Here is an 18,288-nt window from a genome sequence, read left to right on the forward strand (position 1 = left end):
GAACCGTAAGCCCGCCCTTACCTATCAAGGCAGCCATGGCCTCCGCGACAGCCCTCGTCACCCGCCTCGAAAACCGCGAGCCGGATTTTCGCGTCCAGCCTCACAACATCGAGGCCGAGCAGGCGCTGCTGGGCGCGATCCTGGTCAACAACGACGCCTTCTATCGCGTCTCCGACTTCCTCCTGCCGGACCATTTCTTCGAGCCGATCCACCAGCGCGTCTTCGAGCTGGTGGCGAGCCTGATTCGTGCCGGCAAGATCGCGACCCCGATCACGCTAAAGACCTTCGTCAACGACCTCGACCTCGGCGAGATCACGCCGAGCCAGTATCTCGCCCGCCTCGCTGCCGAAGCGACGACCGTCATCAATGCCGGCGACTACGGCCGCACGATCTACGATCTGGCCGTGCGCCGGCAGCTCATCGGCGTCGGCGAGGACCTCGTCAACGTCGCCTATGACGCGCCGGTCGAGATGCCGCCGCGCGAGCAGATCGAGGAAGCCGAGCGCAAGCTCTACGAATTGGCGGAAAAGGGCCGCTACGAAGGCGGCTTCCAGAAATTCGACGGCGCGCTTCGCCTCGCCATCGATATGGCGGCGAGCGCCTATCAGCGCGCCGGCGGCCTCTCCGGCATCTCCACCGGCCTGCGCGACGTCGACCAGCGCATGGGCGGCCTGCAGCGCTCCGACCTGCTCGTGCTCGCCGGCCGCCCCGCCATGGGCAAGACCTCGCTCGCCACCAACATCGCCTTCAACATCGCCAAGGCCTGGCGCGGCGAGCGGCAGGAAGACGGCACGATCAAGAGCGTCGACGGCGGCATCGTCGGCTTCTTCTCGCTCGAAATGTCGGCGGATCAGCTCGCGACGCGTATCGTCGCCGAGCAATCCAGCATCTCGTCCTACAAGATCAGGCAAGGCCGCATCACCGAGGGCGATTTCGCCCGGCTCACCGACGTCGCCGCGCAGATCGAGAAGCTGCCGCTCTATATCGACCAGACCGGCGGCATTTCGATCGCACAGCTGATGGCGCGCGCCCGGCGGCTCAAGCGCCAGAAGGGGCTCGACGTCCTCTTTATCGACTATCTCCAGCTCCTTTCCGGCTCGGCCAAGAGCGGGCAGAACCGCGTGCAGGAGCTGACCGAGATCACCACCAGCCTGAAGGCGCTGGCAAAGGAACTGAACGTCCCGATCATCGCGCTTTCCCAGCTCTCACGTCAGGTCGAGAGCCGAGACGACAAGCGCCCGCAGCTCTCGGACCTTCGCGAATCCGGCTCGATCGAGCAGGACGCCGACGTTGTGATGTTCGTTTACCGCGAGGAATACTACCTCAAGGGCAAGGAGCCGCGCCCCGGCACCGAAGAACACAACAAGTGGCAGATCGAGATGGAGGCCATGCACGGCGTCGCCGAGCTGATCATCGGCAAGCAGCGCCATGGCCCAACCGGCGCCGTGGCCTTGCAGTTCGACGCCGATGTGACGCGCTTCTCCGACCGCGCCGACGATCTGCGCCTTCCGGACCGTGAATGATGACAGTCGATTCCCATGATTCCGGCGCCTATGGCGCAACGCTGACGATCGATCTCGACGCGCTGGTCTCGAACTGGCGTCTTCTCGGCGAGCGCGCCGGCACCGAGGCTGGCGCCGTCGTCAAGGCAGACGCCTATGGCCTCGGCATCGAGCCGGTCGTGACCGCGCTGGCGAAGGCCAGCTGCAAAAGTTTCTTCGTCGCGCATCTCTCCGAGGGCATTCGTGCCCGCAAGGTTGCGCCCGAGGCGGCGATCTATGTGCTGAACGGACTGCTGCCCGGAACCTGCGGCGCCTATGCCGAGCATGCGCTCTCGCCCGTCCTCGGCTCGCATGAGGAACTGCTGGAATGGGCCTCGTTCCGACAGACCGGCGCCAGGACACGCCCCGCTGCGCTGCATGTCGACACCGCGATGAACCGGCTCGGGCTCTGGCCCGGCGAAGGACTCAATCTCGCCCGCGAGAAATCCGGCGTGATCGCAGCGGCCGATATCGGTCTGGTGATGAGTCATTTCGCTTCGTCGGAGGACAAGACCGATCCGGCCAATGCCCGTCAGATCGCGGCCTTCGCGGAGATCGCGGCCGCGCTCCCCGATGTTCCGGCCTCGCTCAAGAACTCCTCGGGTCACTTCCTCGAAGACTGCCCGTCCTATCAGCTGACCCGGCCGGGCTATGCGCTCTATGGCGGCAACCCGACGCCCGGAAAGCCGAACCCGATGCGGCCCGTCATCGGGCTGGAAGCGCGGATCATCCAGATCCGCGAGGTCGAGGGCGGCACGCAGGTCGGCTATAACGGCCGCTGGACCGCCAAGGGCAAGCGCAAACTCGCAACGATCAACCTCGGCTATGCCGACGGCTATCCCCGCAACGGCAGCTGGACCGACGCCACGACCGGCGGCTCGGCGCTGCTGGATGGCGTCCTCTGCCCCTTCGTCGGCACGGTCTCGATGGACCTGATCATCATCGACGTCAGCGAGGCTCCGGCAGACGCGGCCCAGCGCGGAGCGAGCGTGACGCTGATCGGCGGCCCGCTCGACCTCGAAGCCGTAGGCGCCGGCGCCAAGACGATCGGCTACGAGGTCCTGACCAGCCTCGGGCGACGCTACGAGCGCCGCTATGTGGGGCTTTGACAGTGAGTCACGCCGTCATTCTCGGGCGAAGCGCAGCGCAGACCCGAGAATCGCATGACGCGAAGGCAGCAGCGCCGTCTTCGGAAGGAGATGCTCGGGTCAAGCCCGAGCATGATGCGGCTGCAATGACATTCGCGCCTTGCCAACCGCGGCTCCCCGGCTGATGGCCAAGCGCGGTCCGACCTACCATTGCCAAGCCTGTGGCGCGGTCTATCACCGCTGGCAGGGCAAATGCGACGCCTGCGGGACATGGTCCTCGCTGGTCGAAGATGCGCAGGTTGCACCCGTCCCGGGCGGCGGAAGGCCGTCCTCGAACGGGCGGGCGCGCGGCCGTGTCTTCGCGCTGGAGACGCTGAAGGGCGAGACGCAGGATGCCCCGCGCATCATCTCCGGTATCGGCGAACTCGACCGCGTCACCGGCGGCGGCTTCGTGCCGGGCTCGGTGCTGCTGATTGGCGGCGATCCCGGCATCGGCAAGTCGACCCTGCTGATGCAGGCCTGCGCCGCGCTCGCCAATTCCGGCAGGCGCGTCGTCTATGTCTCGGGCGAGGAATCGACCGGCCAGGTCCGGTTGCGCGCCGAGCGCATGGGGCTGGCGGAGGCGCCGGTCGAGCTCGCGGCCGAGACCAATGTCGAGGACATCGTCGCAACGCTCGGCCAGGGCCAGCGCCCTGCCCTCGTGGTGATCGACTCGATCCAGACCATGTGGTCGGGCGAGGTCGAGAGCGCACCGGGCACGGTGACGCAGGTGCGTGGCTCGGCGCAGGCGCTGATCCGCTATGCCAAAACCAGCGGCGTCTGCCTGATCCTCGTCGGCCACGTCACCAAGGACGGCCAGATCGCCGGCCCACGCGTGGTCGAGCACATGGTCGATGCCGTGCTCTCGTTCGAGGGCGAAGGCGCCCATGCTTTCCGCGTTCTGCGCGGCCAGAAGAACCGCTTCGGTCCGACCGACGAGATCGGCGTCTTCGAGATGACCGGCAAGGGACTGTCGGAGGTCACCAATCCCTCGGCGCTTTTCCTCTCCGGACGCGACCAGCCGGCGCCGGGTGCGGCGGTCTTCGCCGGCATCGAAGGAACGCGGCCGGTCCTGGTCGAGATCCAGGCGCTGGTCGCGCCGACGTCACTCGGCACGCCGCGGCGCGCCGTGGTCGGCTGGGAGAACAGCCGCCTCGCCATGGTGCTCGCCGTGCTCGAAACGCATGGCGGCCTGCGGCTCGGGCAGCACGACGTCTACCTCAACGTCGCCGGCGGCCTGCGCGTCAACGAGCCGGCGGCCGATGTCGCGGTCGCGGCGGCGCTGGTGTCATCGCTCAGCGGCGCGACCCTGCCGCCTCACGGAGTTTACTTCGGCGAGATCGCGCTATCGGGCGCGATTCGGCCGGTTTCGGTCACGCCGGCCCGCCTGCGAGAGGCCGCCAAACTCGGCTTCGAGGCCGCGCTGATGCCTGCCGGCGGAGCCGATCACGGCGATGGCGGCGGGCTCAATCTGCGCCGTTTCGGCCATGTCACGGAACTCGTTGCCGATATTGCCGCGCGCGCACCTCGCAGAGATGTGAAATGACTTCCCCGAAAGGGTGACGCAGACGGCGGGAACGCGTATAGCAAAGCCGAAACGGTCACTCTATTTGCGGCCGGCCGGCACCAGACCACAGCAAAGCGGCCCTCCCATGCCTGTAACCATTCTCGATCTCGTCGTCATCGGCGTGGTTCTGATCTCGGCTTTGCTCGCTGCCGTCCGCGGCTTTACGCGCGAAGTGCTTGCGATCGCCTCCTGGATCGCGGCCGCAGCGGTCGCCTGGGTGTTCCACCCGCAGCTCCTGCCCTTCGTGAAGCAATACATCCCGGCAAGCTCGGCGCAGGACACGATCGCCCTCGTCGCCTCGATCGCCGCGCTGTTCCTCGCGACGCTGATCGTCGTCTCGATCGTCACGGCCAAGATTTCCGACTTCGTGCTCGACTCGCGCATCGGCGCGCTCGACCGCACGCTCGGCTTCGTCTTCGGCGCCGCGCGCGGCCTGCTGCTGGCGGTGATCGGCTATCTCTTTTTCACCGGGCTGGTCGGCAACGAGAAGATGCCGACCTGGGCCAAGGACGCCAAGGCCAAGCCTGTGCTGGAGGAGACCGGGCGCTCGCTGCTCGCGATGCTGCCGCAGGATGTGAATGCCGATTTCATCAAGAATCTGCTGAAAAAGCAGAAGCCGGAGGAAACCACCGAGGCCCCGGCGGAGGAACCGCGTAGCCCGGCGGCGCCGGCACCGGTTGCACCCGCCCCAACCCGTCCCTAATTGACGCGTAGAGTCACCGTCCCCACGCGTGGAGCTCGCCATGATCTCGCAGACCGAGACTGAGACCGCCTTCGACCCCAATGCCGACCGGCTGCGGGAGGAATGCGGCGTCTTCGGCATTTTCGGCCACTCCGACGCGGCGGCGCTGACCGCGCTCGGCCTGCACGCGCTCCAGCATCGCGGCCAGGAGGCGGCGGGCATCGTCTCCTTCGACGGCAACCGCTTCCATTCCGAGCGCCGCCTCGGTCTCGTCGGCGACGCCTTCTCGGAAGCGAGCGTCATCGACAAGCTCAAGGGCAAGCAGGCCATCGGCCACGTCCGCTATTCGACGACGGGCGAGACCATTCTGCGCAACGTCCAGCCGCTCTTCTCCGAGCTGCATGGCGGCGGTTTCGCCGTGGCGCATAACGGCAACCTCACCAACGGCCTGACACTGCGGCGCAATCTAGTCCGCGACGGCGCGATCTATCAGTCGACCTCCGACACCGAGGTCCTCCTCCATCTCGTCGCCCGCAGCCGCAAGCAGCAATTCGTCGACCGCTTCATCGAGGCGATCCGCCAGATCGAGGGCGCCTATGCCTTCGTCGGCATCACCAACAAGAAGCTGATCGGCGCACGCGATCCGCTCGGCATCCGCCCGCTCGTGCTGGGCGAGCTCGACGGCTGCCCGATCCTGACCTCGGAGACCTGCGCGCTCGACATCATCGGCGCCAAGTTCATCCGCGAGGTCGAGAACGGCGAGGTCGTGATCATCTCCGAGAGCGGTATCGAGAGCCACAAGCCCTTCCCGCCGGTGCCCGAGCGGCCCTGCATTTTCGAGTACATCTACTTCGCCCGCCCCGATTCCATCGTGAAGGGCCGCAGCATCTATGAGCGCCGCAAGGCAATGGGCGCGGTGCTGGCGCAGGAATCGCCAGCCGATGCCGATGTCATCGTGCCCGTGCCGGATTCCGGCGTGCCGGCAGCGCTCGGCTATTCGCAGGCGAGCGGCATCCCCTTCGAGCTCGGCATCATCCGCAACCACTATGTCGGCCGCACCTTCATCGAGCCGACGCAGAAAGTCCGCGAACTCGGCGTCAAGCTGAAGCACTCGGCCAACCGCTCGGTCGTCGAGGGCAAGCGCGTCGTGCTGGTCGACGATTCGATCGTGCGCGGCACGACCTCCTTCAAGATCGTGAAGATGATGCGGGAGGCCGGTGCCCGCGAGGTGCATTTCCGCATCTCCTCGCCGCCGATCACCCATCCCGACTACTACGGCATCGACACGCCCGACCGCGAGAAGCTGCTCGCCGCCACGCATTCGCTGGAGGAAATGCGGCAGTTCGTCGGCGCGGATTCGCTGGCCTTCATCTCGGTGAACGGGCTCTACCGCGCCATGGGCCATGAAGGGCGCGACCCCGCGCGGCCGCAATTCACCGACCACTGCTTCACCGGCGACTACCCGACCTCACTGACCGACGTGATCGGCGAGAGCGCCAAGCAGCAGATCTCCCTGCTGGCCGAAGCCGGCTGAGCCACCGGAAGCCGATATGACCAAGCCTCTCGAGGGGCGCCTCGCGCTCGTCACCGGCGCCTCGCGCGGCATCGGCCGCGCCGCCGCGCTCGCCTTCGCGCGGGCCGGCGCCCATGTCGTCGCGCTCTCCCGTACGGCCGGCGCCCTGGAGGAGCTCGACGACGAGATTCGCGAGATCGGCGGAACCGCCACGCTCGTACCGCTCGACCTCAGCGACGCCACGGGGCTGGAAAAGCTCGGCCCAGCCCTGCTGGAGCGTTGGGGCAAGCTCGACATCCTGCTGGCGAACGCCGGCATCCTCGGCCCTCTCACCCCGCTCGGCCACGCGACCGAGAAGGACTGGGCCAAGGTGCTCGACACCAACGTCACCGCCAACTGGCGGCTGATCAAGTCGCTCGATCCGGCGCTCCGCGCCTCGGATGCAGGCCGTGTCCTGCTGATGTCGTCCGGCGCTGCGCATAAGTGCACGGCCTATTGGGGGCCGTACTCGATTTCCAAGGCCGCGGTGGAAGCGCTGGGGCGCACCTACGCTGCCGAGACGGCAACGACGCCGGTCAAGGTCATGCTGGTCAATCCGGGGCCGCTGCGCACCCGCATGCGCGCCGAGGCGATGCCGGGCGAGGACCCGATGACGCTGAAGACGCCGGAGGATCTGGCGCCGCATCTGGTCAGGCTCGCCTCGCCGGACTGGACCGAGAGCGGCAAGATCTTCGACTTCCCGCAGGGCAAGGTGCTGAGCCCGCAGCTGCCGGCCTGAGCCGGCTGCGTCAGCCCTGCGAGGCCCGCGCGAGTGTGATCAGGTCGGGAATGGTCAGGTTCGGGAGAGCCGCCATTTCCTCCTGGCTGAACCAGCGGATCTCGTCATGCTCGTCGACGAGATTGGCAGCCTCGCCGCCTTCCCAGGCGCGGACCACGTAGATGTGGTGCAGCGCCGCGCCATTGCGCTCGGGAAAGCGCTCGGCTTCCGACAGCACGAGTTCATAGCGGGTCGGCGTCAGCCCGACCTCCTCGCGACACTCGCGGATCAGAGCGCGCTCCAGCGCCTCTCCGGGCTCCACGCGCCCACCGATCGCGTCCCAATGGCCGGGCCAGGCCTGCTTCCAGACGGCGCGCAGCCCGAGCAGCACCTTCCGGTCCCGGTCGACGAAAAGCGCGCTCACGGTTTCGAGCATGCGCGCCCCGCCGTGCTCACTCGGCCCTGAGCCAGCGCAGCAGCCCGGCCTGATCGCCGCTCTCGACCGCCGCCGCGACACGCCGGCCGACCGAGGCTCCGAACTTGTAGCCATGGCCGGAGCAGGCCGAGACAGCCGTCACCCGGCCGATCTGCCGTGAGAGGAACTTGCGGTCCGCGGTGAAGGTGTAGGCGCAGGTCACGACGCGATCGACCCGGTACTCGGCGATGCGTGCGAAGGGCGGCGAGAAATAGTCGCGCAGCATCTCGCCCTCGCCTAGGCGCGGCTCACGCTCCTCGGCCGGCTGGCGCGGGCGCTTGTGGATGCCGGCGCCGAACTTGAGCCCGGTTCCGTCGACCGGCGGCAGGACGTAACCGTCGATCGTGCCGCCGACATCGACGATGACCGGCGCCGCCTGCCAGGCTGCCTTCAGATCCTCCGGCGGGTCGAGATAGACCACCGCGGTGCGATAGGTGGTCAGGGTCTCGGCCAGATCGGGCAGCAGCTTCAGCACCCAGGCCCCGGCCGACACCACGACGCGGTCGAAGCTCGCCTGCTCGCCATCGGCCAGGGTCAGCTTGCCGGCCTCCGGATCGATGGCCGCAACCTCCACGCCCTCGCGAATCATGGCTCCGCGCTCGCGCAGCAGGCGCACCAGCCCGGCCGCGATGCGGGCCGGAAACAGCGCACCGCCCTCCCGGTTGAGGTAGGCGTAGCGGATCGTTGCCGCGTCGAGGAAGGGGTAGCGCCGGGATGCTTCCGCCGGCTCGTAGAGCTCATAGGGCGAGCCGACTCGGTCGAACCCCTGCAGATAGGCGTCGCCTTCGTCATCCGGTGTCTGCGAGACGCCAAGCGTGCCGCAGGGTGCGTAATGGCGCGTGCCGAGATCGGCCCAGAGCTCCTCCCAGGCCTCGAACGCCTCGCTGATGGTGCGGGCATAGCCGTCTGCGCCGGCATAGGCACGGCGGATGATGCGGTGCTGGTCGCCGGAGGCAGCGTAGGGGTTGGGGATCTGCGGCGCCTGCTCGAAGAGCGTGACGTCATGCCCGCGCTTGTTCAGCGACCAGGCGGTGGAAAGCCCGGCGATTCCGGCGCCGACGACCGCGATCCGCATCAGCCCTTGCGCTCCTTGTCGTAGGGATTCTGGCCACCGCGCCGGTGCAGCCGGATCGGCGTGCCCGGCAGGTCGAAGCCTTCCCGCAGGTTGTTCACGAGATAGCGGACATAGGAGATCGGCAGATGCTCGAGCTGGTTGCCGAACAGCGCGAAGGTCGGCGGGCGCGCCTTGGCCTGCGTCATGTAACGAATCTTGATGCGCCGCCCGGCCACGGCCGGCGGCGGATGCGCCGAGAGCACGCCTTCCAGCCAGCGGTTGATGCGCGCGGTCGAGACGCGGCGGTTCCAGACCTCGTAGGCCGAGAACACCGCCTGCATCAGCCGGTCGATGCCCTCACCGGCGAGGCCGGAAAGCGGCACGATCGGCACGCCACGCACCTGCGCGAGCAGATGATTGGCCTTCTCCTTGAGCTCGGCGAGCAGGCCCTGCTTGTCGGCGACGAGGTCCCATTTGTTGAGGCCGATGACGACGGCCCGGCCCTCGCGCTCCGTCAGGTCGACCAGCGTCAGGTCCTGCTTCTCGAAGGGGATGGTGGCGTCGAGCAGCACGACCACGACTTCGGCGAAGCGGATGGCGCGCAGCGAATCCGCAACGGAGAGCTTCTCAAGCTTCTCCTCGATGCGCGCGCGCTTGCGCATGCCGGCAGTATCGAAGAGCTTGACCTTGCGGCCGCGCCATTCCCAGTCGACCGAGATGGTGTCGCGGGTAATGCCGGCCTCGGGGCCGGTCAGCAGACGCTCCTCGCCGATGATGCGGTTGACCAGAGTCGACTTGCCTGCATTGGGGCGGCCGATGATGGTGACGCGTAGCGGCCGGTCGGGATTGTCGTCCTCGTCGGCAACCTCCGCCGGAACGTCCGCCCAGGGGTCTTCCTCTTCTTCCTCGGGCTCGTCCGGGATGAAGGGTACCAGAGCTTCGAGCAGATCGGCCGTGCCCTCGCCATGCTCGGCCGAGAACGGCACGGGGTCGCCGAGGCCGAGCGAATAGGAGTCGATGATGCCGTCAGCGCCCTTCTTTCCCTCCGCCTTGTTGGCGAGCAGGATCACGGGCTTGCCGGAGCGACGCACCAGATCGGCAAAGGGCTGATCCATCGGCGTCAGGCCGAGGCGTGCATCGATCATGAACACCACGACATCGGCCTGGGCGATCGCGGTCTCGGTCTGGGCGCGCATGCGGCCGGCGAGCGAATCCTTGTCCGCCTCCTCGAGGCCGGCCGTATCGATGACCTTGAAGCGCAGATGGCCGAGCGTGGCATCGCCCTCGCGGCGATCGCGCGTGACGCCCGGCCGGTCGTCGACCAGCGCGAGCTTCTTGCCGACGAGCCGGTTGAACAGCGTCGACTTGCCGACATTGGGCCGGCCGATGAGGGCGACGATGGCTGTCATCAGACTTCACATTCCATCGTCACTCCGGCGCGGCCGCAAGACCGGAACGGAGTGACGGAAGCGTTGGGAGCCAGGCTCCGGTTCAGTTCTTCACCGTGACGGGCCCGCCGCGGACGAGAGCGAGATACAGTTCCACGCGCTGGCGCAGCGCCTGCGGAGCCTGAGGATCGGTGATCGCGGCATCGAACCAGCGGCCGGCTTCGTCGAATTGATTGGCCTTGAGCGCGGAGATGCCGAGGAATTCGCGGGCCGAATGGCGCCAGGCCCCCTGCGGGCTCGCCAGCGGCTCCAGTGTCGTCTTGACCTCCGCATAGGGCGAGAGATCGACGCGCAGGATGCCGGCACGCAGCTTGGCGAGGTCGCGATAGGTCGCGTCCAGCGTGGCGTCGTTGGCGAGCGCATCGAAGGCGGCAATGCCGGCAGCCGCATCGCCCTTGGCGGTTTCGGCGGCAAGGCGGAAGCGCGCGATCAGGCGATAGCCGGCGGGCGCGCTGCTGGCGAGTTCCTTCAGGATCGTCTCGGCCTGCGTGCTGTCACCGTCTCGGGAGGATTTCAGGGCCGCTTCGAGGCGCGCGCCCACGGCCTGCGAGGCCTGGTTCTCGCGGTGCAGCCAGAATTGCCAGCCTGCTACCGCGACTACGGCCAGCACTGCGAGGCCGGTGATGAGCCAGCCATATTTCTTCCAAAGCTCCGCCGCCTTGTCGCGCCGGACTTCCTCATCGATCTCGCGAAAAATATCGGCCATTTGACTGTCAAAATCCCTGTTGGGAGCCCGGTAGCATTTTCGAGCGGCGAAGGCGAGCCGGTTCAGCGAACGGATCGTCACGCCTATGACAAAGCCGCGATGGACGCCCCTGCCCGCGCCATGGCAGAAGCGGCGCAGCGCTTGCTGCGCCCGACCCGGACGGCCCTTTCAGTTTTGGCCGTGGAGAGACCCATGAATCAGATCACCGCCAGACGGAGCGGCCTCGCCGCCATGACCCTTGCCGCCTTTGCATTCGGCTCGCTCGCGCTTCCCGCCGCGGCGCAAACCCAGCCGATCAAGGTCAAGGTCTTCGTCGGCGCCATGTTCGAGATCGGTGAGAACACGGGCGACCGGGCGGGCGAATTCCAGCACTGGTACGAGCGTTACTGGAAGGCGAGCCAGCCGCACACGGTCAAAGGCGCGCTGAAGCCGATTTACTGCAACGACGACGGCGTCTGCGGCGCGGTGCTCGGCATGGGCAAGGTCAATTCCTCGTCCTCGATGCAGGCGATTCTGCTCGATCCGGCCTATGACTTCTCCCAGACCTATTTCGTACTCAGCGGCGTTGCCGGCACGCCGCCTTCGCGCGGCACGATCGGCGACGTCTCCTGGGGCAGCTGGCTGGTCGACTACGACCTCGGCCATCGCTGGGCGCCGGAGGAAGGCAAGCCGGGCGAGCCCGTCTTCATGCCGCGCAAGGGCTATGAGAGCTACCGCGTCTTCCAGCTCAACCCGGCGCTCGTCAACTGGGCGGTGAAGCTCAGCTCGGGCGTCAACCTGCAGGATTCCGACTCGGCCAAGCAGTATCGCATGCGCTACCCCGACAAGCGGGCGCAGGCTGCTCCGTCCGTGACGGTTGGCACGCATATGACCGGAGACACCTTCTTCCACGGGCCGGGCCTGTCGAAGGAAGCGCAGTACATGGCCAAGCTCTACGGCGCCGACGACTATGTCATCACCGAGATGGAAGCCGCCGCGATCACGCTGGTGATCAAGCGCCAATTCGGCACCGACCGGATCCTGAGCCTGCGCGGTGCGGTCAATTTCGACCAGGGCAACCCCGACGAGACGACGCTGCAGCATCTCGACCCGGCACCGGGCCAGACCGCCGGCGGCTTTGCCGAGACCGTCGCCAATATCGAAGCTGTCGGCTCGCGGGTGGTCGATCACATCACTGCCAACTGGGCGGAATGGCAGAACGGAGTGCCGGCGAAATAAGGCCCGCCAAAGGGCCCGGGACGCTCAGCCTGCCCGGAAGAGCAGGCTGCCGTCCCCGTAGGAATAGAAGCGATAATTCGCAGCGATCGCATGGGCATAGGCCCGCTTCATCATGTCGAGCCCGCAGAAGGCGGAGACGAGCATGAACAGCGTCGAGCGCGGCAGATGGAAGTTCGTCATCAGCAGGTCGACCGCCCGGAAGCGATAGCCAGGCGTGATGAAGATCGCCGTGTCGCCCGAGAAAGGCCGGATGGTTCCGTCCTCCGCTGCCGCGCTCTCGATCAGGCGCAGCGAGGTGGTGCCGACGCAGACGATCCGCCCGCCCTTCGCCTTGACGGCGTTGAGGGCAGCCGCCGTCTCGGCCGAAACGGTGCCCCATTCGGAATGCATGCGATGCTCGTCGGTATCCTCCGCCTTCACCGGCAGGAAGGTCCCGGCGCCGACATGCAGCGTAACGAAATGGCGTGAGACGCCGCGCGCCTCCAATTCAGCCAGAAGCTTCGGCGTGAAATGCAGCCCGGCGGTCGGCGCTGCCACGGCGCCGTCGTTGCGGGCGAAATTCGTCTGGTAGTCTGTGGCATCGGCGCTGTCCGTCGGGCGCTTGCCGGCGATATAGGGCGGCAACGGCAATTCGCCGAGCCGCGCGATCGCTTCGTCGAGATAGGCGCTGGTCAGGCTGAACCGCAGCTCGATCTCGCCCCCCTCGCTTTTGCCGATCACCTCGGCCTGCAGGCGGCCGAGCTCGCACGCATTGCTCGCCCCGTCCGCATCGAAGACCACGGTCTCGCCGAGCGCCAGCTTCTTGGCCGGCCGGGCGAAGGCGAGCCAGCGATCATCGCTCTCGCGCTTGTGCAGCATGATCTCGATGCGGGCCGAATCGGCGCCGCGATAGCGCCGGCCGCGCAGGCGGGAGGGAATGACGCGCGTGTCGTTGAGGACGAGCGCGTCCCCGGGCTGGAGCAGCGAGACGAGATCGCGAATGCCGCGATCCTCCAGCGGCTCGGGCGCATCCGGGCGCACCACGAGCAGCCGCGCCGCATCGCGCGGGCTAACGGGCCTCAGCGCGATCCGATCTTCCGGCAGGTCGAAGTCGAAGAGACCGACATCCATCGTCAGCAAGACTCTTCCAAAAGCAGCGAGCCCTCATCCTGAGGAACGAGCGGAGCTCGTGTCTCGAAGGATGTGCCAGTGTGTACTGGAACCGCCCTTCGAGACGCCGCGCAAGCGCGGCTCCTCGGGACGAGGGCTCGCCTTGAGCGAAGTCCTCAGGCCGCGTCGGCCATCACCTTCATCGAGACGATGGAATCGGGATCGCGCACCGGCTCGCCGCGCTTGATCTTGTCGACATTGTCCATGCCTTCCACGACCTCGCCCCAGACCGTGTACTGCTTGTCCAGGAAGCGCGCGTCGTCGAACACGATGAAGAACTGGCTGTTGGCCGAGTTCGGATTCTGCGCGCGAGCCATCGAGCAGATGCCGCGGACATGCGGCTCGGCGTTGAACTCCTGCTTCAGGTCCGGATAGCTCGAGCCGCCGGTGCCGGTGCCATGCGGGCAGCCGACCTGGGCCATGAAGCCGTCGATGACGCGATGGAAGACGATGCCGTCATAAAAGCCCTCGCGGGCAAGCAGCTTGATGCGCTCGACATGGCCGGGAGCGAGGTCGGGGCGCAGCTTGATGACCACCTTGCCCTTGGTGGTTTCCATCACGAGGGTGTTTTCGGGATCGAGCGACATTAGCTCTGCCTTTCGTTAGGCGGCACACGGCCGTGGAAACGGATGATGAAGGGTCGCCCCGCGATACTCGCTCCGAGGCCCTTCGACAACCTCATCGGTGTGCAGGAATGGATGGCGGCAACGGCGGAATCGCTGAAGCGCCTCTGGAACTCGGGATCGCCGCGTCGCGTCTCCCAGGTCACGCGCGGCTGCCCGAAGAGGCTGCCGTCGCGGCGCAGGCTGAAGCGAAGCGAAACCATCGCGCCAGTGAGATCCCCCGGCAAGGGCGGCGGATTCCAGCAGCGCCGCAGGGCCGGCGCGATATCGGCCAGCTTGTCGGCGGTCCCCCCCTCTTCCCGCGGCGTCTCGGGCGATACCGAGCCGATCAGGCCGATTTCGCCGTTGCGGCGCATCGGGCTCTGTGCCCCTATGCGGCGCTGCTCCATGCCCGGAATGTCGTTGTCGCCGCCGAACGGCCCGCCGATGCCTGGGTTGTAGCGCTGGCCGCTCTGGGGCGGCAGGATCGGATTCTGGGAGCCGGAAGGCGGCGGCAGCACGGGATTTTGCGAGCCGGAGGCAGGCGGCAGACCGAGGTCGCGCGTATCCTGCGCGCCCGCGCCGCCGCCGAGGATCAGCAGAGTGAGAATGCCTGAAAGGGCCGTCCGCAGCATGGTTCCAGCCCTCCCCGGTTACATCTCACTTGGCGTCGGTGGCCATCCGCATGCGGACGATCTTGTCGGGGCCGGTCACCTGGCCGCTACCCTGCGCGCCCTTCTTGATCTTGCGCACGGCGTCCATGCCGGAGACGACCTCGCCGAAGAGCGTGTACTGGCCGGTCAGCGGGCCGCAACCCTCATAGCAGATGAAGAACTGGGAATTCGCCGAATCCGGCGACTGCGAGCGCGCCATGCCGACGGAGCCGACCTTGTAGGGGGTCGGGGTGAACTCGGCCGGCAGGTTCGGCAGGTCGGACTTGCCGGTGCCGGTTCCGGTCGGATCGCCGGTCTGGGCCATGAAGCCGTCGATGACCCGGTGGAAGACTATGCCGTCATAGAAGCCGCGCTTCACCAGAGCCTTGATCTGGGCGACATGCTTCGGCGCCAGATCCGGCCGCAGGCGGATCGTCACAGGCCCGTCCTTGGTCTCGAGGATGACGGTGTTCTCCGGATCCGGCTTCGGGCTCTGGGCCTGGGCGAAACCGAGCGAGGCGACGACTGCAAGGGCGGCGAGCGAGCTGCGCAGCATGAATATCTCCATGGCCACCGGCGAGCCCGGCGGATGGCCGTAGGTAGCGATATCCTTTGACCGGAACAAGGCACCCTTCCCTCGCGAGCACGGCCGCGGGCACCGGCGAAAAGAACGTTGTTGCACTGCACAAGTGCAATGGAGATCAAACTTGCAAAAATTTCAGGCTGCATTTGTCTAAACTGATGACAGAGCCGTCACAATCAGCTAGACCATCTCCCGCTGGGAGCGCTTTGCTAGACAGGGCGCTGCGGACCAGGTCTCGGGAGGACAAACGCCCGCCTAGTATCCGAGTCGCACGCAACTAGACGCGCGCCGATGCTGCGGTAAAAAAGACTACCCAAGGCAAGGCATTGGCCTTGCCTTTTTCTTTGCCGGCTCTCCGGCGAGCTGCCGGACGAACCTTCCCAGATCGGCTGCAGGTGGAAACGCCCCGCAACCTAGGGCGCCGCGCTCAGATGTCGTAGGTCACCCAGACATACCAGACACCGGCGAAGATCACCGCGGCGATGACCGAGGTGACCGCGGCCTTCTTGAGCAGCCCCGGCAGGATCGGCGCGCCGGGCTCCGTACCTTCGACGACATCCCCTGTCTCGTGCTGGCTGCGGATGCCGAAAGGCAAAACGGCGAAGAGCGTGATCCACCAGATCACGAAGTAGAGCGCGAGGCCGCCGACGACGTTCATGCGCCCCTCCCGGCCAGAGCGATGCAGGAAAATGCCACCCGGGCCTCGGTCGGCACGCCGAAGCGCGCGGTGTGGCGTGCCGGCAGGCCGTTCGGGAAATGCTTCACATATTCGGCGTTGCAGGCGGCATAGTCGGCGGGATCGGTGATCAGCATCGTCATCTGCACGACGCGGTCGAGCCCGCTGCCGGTCTCCGCAAGAATTTCGGCGATGCGGCCGAGCGCGTTGCGGACTTCGTCCGCCGGCGTATCACCGCGATGAATGCCGCGCGCGGGATCGTGCGGCGCCGAATGGCCGGATACGAAGATCATGCCGCCGGCAACGGTCGCCGCGCTGAAGGGACGTGGCGAGCCCGGCTCGGGCTCCCCGACGAAAGCGATCTCGGACATGACGTTCAGGCCTGTTCCAGTTCGACCAGCGTGCCGAGGAAATCCTTGGGATGCAGGAAGAGCACGGGCTTGCCATGGGCGCCGATGCGCGGCTCACCCGAGCCGAGAACGCGCGCGCCCCGCGCCTTCAGCCGGTCGCGCGCAGCGAGGATGTCGTCGACCTCGTAGCAGATGTGGTGGATGCCGCCGTCGGCATTGCGCTCGAGGAACTTCGCGATCGGGGAGTCGGCGCCAAGCGGCTCCAGCAACTCGATCTTGGTGTTCGGCAATTCGACGAAGACCACGGTGACGCCGTGCTCCGGCTCAGGCTGCGGCTGCGACACCCGCGCACCCAGCGTGTCACGATAGAGCGCCGTCGCGGCCGCGAGGTCCTTCACCGCGATGGCGACATGGTTGAGGCGTCCGATCATCTTCGTCTTCTCCAGCCCGGCGGTGCTGCGCCCGTTCTACACCTCGACCACCAGCGCATGCACCAGCGGCTTCTTGCCCCACTCCTCGTTCACGGCACTGCGCACCCCGCGCTCCAGCGCGTTGCGAAGGGCTTCCGGGTCGCGGCGGCGGGCCTTGGGGATACCGTCGAGCAGCTCGCCGACGGTGTCGGCGACATATTCGTCGAAATCGGTGCCGTCGCGGGTGCGCGGCGGCAGGCCGAGCACGGCGATCTCCGGCTCGCCCGCAATACTGCCCTTCTCGTCGACCGCAACCGCAATCGAGACGATGCCCGCGAAGGAGAGCCGCCGGCGCTCCTGCAGCGTCTTCTCCAGCGCGTTCACCAGCAGCGAGCCGTCCTGATAGAGACGGCCGTGCGGGGCTTCATCGACCTTTCGGGCGCCCTCGCCCGAGATCGCCACGACGTCGCCATTGCCGGCGCGCAGCACATGCTTCACGCCGAGGCTGCGGGCGAAGCTCTCATGCTCGGCGAGATGCAGGTCCTCGCCATGGGCGGGAATCGCGATCTGCGGCTTCAGCCAGCCATAGAGCCTGGCCATCTCCTCGCGGCGGGGATGGCCGGAGACATGCACGAGATGGGTGCGGTCCGTGATGATCTCGATGTTGTCGCGCGCAAGCGCATTGAGGATGTTGCCGACCGACTTTTCGTTTCCGGGGATGGTGCGCGACGAGAAGATCACGCGGTCGCCCGGCGAGAGCGCGATCTCGGGATGGTCGTCCGCGGCAATGCGCGAGAGCGCGGCGCGCGGCTCGCCTTGGCTGCCGGTCAGCAGCGCCACGACCTTGTCGCGCGGCAGATAGCCATAGGCATCGACCGGCCGGAAGGCGGGGATACCATCGAGATAGCCACACTCGCGCGCGACGTCGATGACGCGGTCCATGGCGCGGCCGACGACCACGACCTCGCGCTCGGCAGCCATTGCGGCTTCAGCAACGGCGCGCAGCCGGGCGACGTTGGAAGCGAAGGTGGTGACTGCGACGCGACCGGGCGCCGACGCCACGAGCTCCTTGAGCTTGGCAGCAACGTCCGCCTCGCTCGGGCTGATGCCGTCGCGCATCACATTGGTCGAGTCGCAGACGATGGCCAGCACGCCCTCCTCGCCGAGCTCGCGCAGCCGCTTCTCATCAGTTGGCAGGCCGACGCGCGGCGTCGGGTCGATCTTCCAGTCGCCGGTATGGACGACGAGGCCGGCCGGGGTGCGGATGGCGAGCGCGTTCGACTCGGGAATCGAGTGGGCCACGGGGACGTATTCGATGTCGAACGGCCCGAGCGTGATGCGCCCGCCCTGCGGCACGACGTTGATCTCGACATTCGGCGCGCCCGGCTCGGAGAGCCGGCGCGTCGCGAGAAGGCCGGCGGCGAAGCGCGTGCAATAGACCGGCGCGCGGAGGCTGGGCCAGAGCGCGGCGAGCGCGCCGATATGGTCCTCATGGGCATGGGTGATGACGATGCCGAGGAGGTTCGCCCGCTCCTCGATGATGTAGCGCAGATCGGGCAGCACGATATCGACGCCCGGCGCTTCCGGGCCGGCGAAGGACAGGCCGCAATCGACCAGAATCCATTTGCGTCTCCCCTCGGGCCCGAAGCCGTAGAGAGCGGCGTTCATGCCGATCTCGCCGAGGCCGCCGAGGGGAACGAAAACGAGCTGGTCGCTGGAACGGGTCACTGGCAATCCTGAAGGCATGGCAGTCGCCAACAGCGCATCATTGCGCGCC

Annotated in this window: 19 protein-coding genes; 7 read left to right on the forward strand and 12 right to left on the reverse strand. The window is 67.1% G+C overall.

The window, feature by feature from the left end:
• The first annotated feature begins 35 nt into the window (after window positions 1–35).
• The 6 genes from AC1DNE_RS07275 to AC1DNE_RS07300 all read left to right on the forward strand — a co-directional run bounded on the left by AC1DNE_RS07275 (window position 36) and on the right by AC1DNE_RS07300 (window position 7,208).
• A complete protein-coding gene (locus AC1DNE_RS07275; RefSeq protein ID WP_441470594.1) occupies window positions 36–1,523 on the forward strand; it encodes a replicative DNA helicase in 1,488 nt (495 codons plus the stop codon).
• A complete protein-coding gene (gene alr / locus AC1DNE_RS07280; protein WP_476765207.1) occupies window positions 1,523–2,650 on the forward strand; it encodes an alanine racemase in 1,128 nt (375 codons plus the stop codon). Before AC1DNE_RS07275 ends, alr begins: the two co-directional genes overlap by 1 nt.
• Before the next feature lie 163 nt (window positions 2,651–2,813).
• Window positions 2,814–4,214, forward strand: coding sequence for a DNA repair protein RadA (gene radA / locus AC1DNE_RS07285; RefSeq protein ID WP_476765120.1), 1,401 nt, complete (start codon window positions 2,814–2,816; stop codon window positions 4,212–4,214).
• 106 nt (window positions 4,215–4,320) lie between these two features.
• On the forward strand, window positions 4,321–4,938 hold the full coding sequence (locus AC1DNE_RS07290; RefSeq protein ID WP_441470597.1) for a CvpA family protein: 618 nt from the start codon (window positions 4,321–4,323) through the stop codon (window positions 4,936–4,938).
• 40 nt (window positions 4,939–4,978) lie between these two features.
• A complete protein-coding gene (purF, locus tag AC1DNE_RS07295) occupies window positions 4,979–6,451 on the forward strand; it encodes an amidophosphoribosyltransferase (protein WP_441470598.1) in 1,473 nt (490 codons plus the stop codon).
• 16 nt (window positions 6,452–6,467) lie between these two features.
• Window positions 6,468–7,208, forward strand: a complete 741-nt coding sequence (locus tag AC1DNE_RS07300) for an SDR family NAD(P)-dependent oxidoreductase (protein ID WP_441470599.1) — start codon at window positions 6,468–6,470, stop codon at window positions 7,206–7,208.
• Window positions 7,209–7,218: 10 nt separating this feature from the next.
• On the opposite strand, the gene AC1DNE_RS07305 is transcribed toward AC1DNE_RS07300, so the two are convergent.
• The 4 genes from AC1DNE_RS07305 to AC1DNE_RS07320 all read right to left on the reverse strand — a co-directional run bounded on the left by AC1DNE_RS07305 (window position 7,219) and on the right by AC1DNE_RS07320 (window position 10,870).
• Window positions 7,219–7,623 carry an NUDIX hydrolase gene (locus tag AC1DNE_RS07305; protein ID WP_441470600.1) on the reverse strand — a complete coding sequence of 135 codons (405 nt, stop codon included), beginning with the start codon at window positions 7,621–7,623 and terminating at the stop codon, window positions 7,219–7,221.
• Window positions 7,624–7,639: 16 nt separating this feature from the next.
• Window positions 7,640–8,737, reverse strand: a complete 1,098-nt coding sequence (locus AC1DNE_RS07310; protein ID WP_441470601.1) for an NAD(P)/FAD-dependent oxidoreductase — start codon at window positions 8,735–8,737, stop codon at window positions 7,640–7,642.
• A complete protein-coding gene (gene der, locus AC1DNE_RS07315) occupies window positions 8,737–10,125 on the reverse strand; it encodes a ribosome biogenesis GTPase Der (RefSeq protein ID WP_441470602.1) in 1,389 nt (462 codons plus the stop codon). The genes AC1DNE_RS07310 and der overlap by 1 nt, the downstream gene beginning before the upstream one ends.
• Window positions 10,126–10,207: 82 nt before the next feature.
• Window positions 10,208–10,870 carry a tetratricopeptide repeat protein gene (locus AC1DNE_RS07320; RefSeq protein WP_441470603.1) on the reverse strand — a complete coding sequence of 221 codons (663 nt, stop codon included), beginning with the start codon at window positions 10,868–10,870 and terminating at the stop codon, window positions 10,208–10,210.
• A gap of 192 nt (window positions 10,871–11,062) precedes the next feature.
• On the opposite strand from AC1DNE_RS07320, the gene AC1DNE_RS07325 reads away from it, so the two are divergent.
• Complete coding sequence (locus AC1DNE_RS07325) at window positions 11,063–12,088, forward strand: purine-nucleoside phosphorylase (protein WP_441470604.1); 1,026 nt, start codon at window positions 11,063–11,065, stop codon at window positions 12,086–12,088.
• Between the two features lie 24 nt (window positions 12,089–12,112).
• On the opposite strand, the gene queA is transcribed toward AC1DNE_RS07325, so the two are convergent.
• From queA to AC1DNE_RS07365, 8 genes are all read right to left on the reverse strand, one after another.
• Window positions 12,113–13,198 carry a tRNA preQ1(34) S-adenosylmethionine ribosyltransferase-isomerase QueA gene (queA, locus tag AC1DNE_RS07330; RefSeq protein WP_441470605.1) on the reverse strand — a complete coding sequence of 362 codons (1,086 nt, stop codon included), beginning with the start codon at window positions 13,196–13,198 and terminating at the stop codon, window positions 12,113–12,115.
• A gap of 155 nt (window positions 13,199–13,353) precedes the next feature.
• Complete coding sequence (locus tag AC1DNE_RS07335; RefSeq protein WP_291658294.1) at window positions 13,354–13,824, reverse strand: peptidylprolyl isomerase; 471 nt, start codon at window positions 13,822–13,824, stop codon at window positions 13,354–13,356.
• Entirely contained in the window at window positions 13,824–14,474 is a 651-nt protein-coding gene (locus AC1DNE_RS07340; RefSeq protein WP_441470606.1) for a hypothetical protein, read from the reverse strand. The genes AC1DNE_RS07335 and AC1DNE_RS07340 overlap by 1 nt, the downstream gene beginning before the upstream one ends.
• A 25-nt stretch (window positions 14,475–14,499) precedes the next feature.
• Window positions 14,500–15,048, reverse strand: coding sequence for a peptidylprolyl isomerase (locus AC1DNE_RS07345; protein WP_441470607.1), 549 nt, complete (start codon window positions 15,046–15,048; stop codon window positions 14,500–14,502).
• Between the two features lie 454 nt (window positions 15,049–15,502).
• Window positions 15,503–15,733 (reverse strand): DUF1467 family protein, encoded by a 231-nt coding sequence (locus AC1DNE_RS07350; RefSeq protein WP_441470608.1) that lies wholly within the window; start codon window positions 15,731–15,733, stop codon window positions 15,503–15,505.
• The gene (locus AC1DNE_RS07355) at window positions 15,730–16,122 is read right to left on the reverse strand and encodes a RidA family protein (RefSeq protein ID WP_441470609.1); all 393 of its coding nucleotides are present in this window, start codon (window positions 16,120–16,122) and stop codon (window positions 15,730–15,732) included. The genes AC1DNE_RS07350 and AC1DNE_RS07355 overlap by 4 nt, the downstream gene beginning before the upstream one ends.
• Before the next feature lie 5 nt (window positions 16,123–16,127).
• Entirely contained in the window at window positions 16,128–16,532 is a 405-nt protein-coding gene (gene mce / locus AC1DNE_RS07360) for a methylmalonyl-CoA epimerase (RefSeq protein ID WP_441470610.1), read from the reverse strand.
• Between the two features lie 36 nt (window positions 16,533–16,568).
• Window positions 16,569–18,239 (reverse strand): ribonuclease J, encoded by a 1,671-nt coding sequence (locus AC1DNE_RS07365; RefSeq protein WP_441470611.1) that lies wholly within the window; start codon window positions 18,237–18,239, stop codon window positions 16,569–16,571.
• Window positions 18,240–18,288: the final 49 nt, after the last annotated feature.

It is taken from the genome of Allobosea sp. 05L423 (assembly GCF_056397745.1).